Genomic DNA, 1,982 nt, shown 5'->3' with positions numbered 1-1,982 from the left:
ACCAAGGATGCTGCTTTGTCGAGGTCGTGGCTTGTCCACGCCTTGGTGAAGTCGGTGGCTATGTCGAGGGGTGCTGTCTGCGTCATGGCTCTGTCCCGATTGATTTGATCTGAGACCCCGCGCCCTGTCCTGCAACTCCCGAACCAACGGCGAGCCGGCTTCCCGGTTCCTCCTCTGAGGTGAATGGTGACATTTCGGCCTCTCGCCACCTCGGCGGCGTTCGGCTACATCTGCCGGCCGGAGACCTTGAAATGACTGAGCTCGACACCCGAAAGACCATCGTGCTGACCGGCGCCAGCCGCGGCATTGGCCACGCCACCGTCAAGCGTTTTTCGCGCGAGGGCTGGCGCGTCATCACCTGCTCCAGGCAGGCTTTCGCCGAGGATTGCCCGTGGCCGGCCGGGCCGGAAGACCACATCAAGGTCGATCTCGCCGATCAGGAGGATGTCGGCATCGCCGTCTCCGAAATCCGCCACCGGCTGGAAGCGCATGGCGGCCAGTTGCATGCGCTGGTCAACAATGCCGGCATTTCGCCGAAGCTCAAGGACGGCAACAGCCGCATGGATTCGATCGACACGCCGATGCATGTCTGGCGCGACGTGTTCCAGGTCAATTTCTTCGCGCCGATCATGCTGGCGCGCGGCCTGTTCAAGGAGCTGGCGGCGGCCAAGGGCTCGATCGTCAACGTAACCTCGATCGCCGGAACCCGCGTGCATCCCTTCGCCGGCACGGCCTACGCCACATCGAAGGCGGCACTCGGCTCGCTGACGCGCGAGATGGCACATGATTTCGGCCCGCACGGCATCCGCGTCAATGCCATTGCGCCCGGCGAGATCGACACCGCGATCCTGTCGCCGGGCACTGACAAGATCGTCGAGACCATCCCTCTCAGGCGCCTTGGCACCACGGCCGAAGTCGCCGACATCATCTTCTTCCTGTGTTCGCAGCAGGCGTCCTATGTGACGGGCTCGGAAATTCACATCAATGGCGGCCAGCACGTGTGACATAACAGGATGCTCATCCTGTTATGGTGAGAACGGCCTTGCCGCTGAAGCTGCGCTGTCGCAGTGCGTCCAGCGCTTGGGCGATGTCTGTCCATGGCACGGTCAAGGCCACGCGTGTTTCGAGCCGGCCGGCTGCGACCAGAGCGAGCAGCGAGGCGATGTCCTCGCCAATGCCTGGACCGGACGTGTAGTAGGCGAAGGTCTGAAGCCTCGCTCCTTCATGATCCGGAACGAACTGGCGGAATCCGACGGGCGTTAGTTCGCCGCTGCTCGAACCGAACATGACGATGGTCCCGCCAGGGGCGACGCGTTCGATCGCGCATGCGAGGCTTTGGCCGCCAACCGACTCGGTAATCAGCGAGAACGGCCCCTCGGCCAGGTCTATCGCTTCGACAACCTGCCTGGCTCCGAGGCCGCGGAGATCCTCAGCGTGCCGGGCGGCGGCGACAGCGGTCACGAATCCGCCCTGATGGCGGGCGAGCTGGATCTGGAAACGACCGACCGCACCGCTTGCGCCGGTGATCAAGACCTGCTGGCCGGCGAGGTCCCCGCCATGGCGTAGAGTCCTCAGCGCCGTCGTACCGGCGACAGGAAGCGTGGCTGCGGAAACGAAGCTGACGTCATCCGGCAGGGCGGCGAGACGGTCGGTTGGGACTGCGATGCGTTCGGTCCAACCAGCCTCGTCGACCAACGCGACAACCCGGGCGCCGACGGTTGGCCCGGAACCATCGGCTGCTCTTCGTTCGACAATCCCCGCAATGTCCTGGCCGGGTATCCAGCCCTTGGGGCGTATGGCAAGCAGGCGCAGTTCGCCGCGATTCAACGAAGTGGCGTGGACCGAGACAAGCGCTTCATTCGAGGCCGGTTGAGGCTCGGCGACGTCGGCGAGCCTCAACCCGGTCGCACTTTCGGGAGAGATGACCAGGGCGAGCATGGCGTACCTTGTTGCTGGCTTGTCGGTGCCAGCTTGCGTTGGAA

The 1,982-nt window shown here is 64.3% G+C and carries 2 protein-coding genes; one reads left to right on the top strand and one right to left on the bottom strand.

What is annotated here, in order from left to right; translation table 11 throughout:
- Nucleotides 1-251 precede the first annotated feature (251 nt).
- Complete coding sequence (locus EN906_RS32340) at nucleotides 252-1,004, top strand: SDR family oxidoreductase (RefSeq protein ID WP_023812510.1); 753 nt, start codon at nucleotides 252-254, stop codon at nucleotides 1,002-1,004.
- Nucleotides 1,005-1,017: 13 nt separating this feature from the next.
- On the opposite strand, the gene EN906_RS32335 is transcribed toward EN906_RS32340, so the two are convergent.
- A complete protein-coding gene (locus EN906_RS32335; RefSeq protein ID WP_127272551.1) occupies nucleotides 1,018-1,938 on the bottom strand; it encodes a zinc-binding dehydrogenase in 921 nt (306 codons plus the stop codon).
- Nucleotides 1,939-1,982: the final 44 nt, after the last annotated feature.

The organism is Mesorhizobium sp. M7A.F.Ca.CA.004.06.1.1 (genome assembly GCF_003999135.1).
Lineage (GTDB): Bacteria > Pseudomonadota > Alphaproteobacteria > Rhizobiales > Rhizobiaceae > Mesorhizobium.
Note: the sequence above shows the minus strand (reverse complement) of the source record. Positions and strands in the feature narration are given on the sequence as shown.

Coding starts and splice junctions, on each gene's coding strand:
- EN906_RS32340 (WP_023812510.1), top strand. CDS start 252: ATGACTGAGCTCGACACCCGAAAGACCATCGTGCTGACCGGCGCCAGC.
- EN906_RS32335 (WP_127272551.1), bottom strand. CDS start 1,938: ATGCTCGCCCTGGTCATCTCTCCCGAAAGTGCGACCGGGTTGAGGCTC.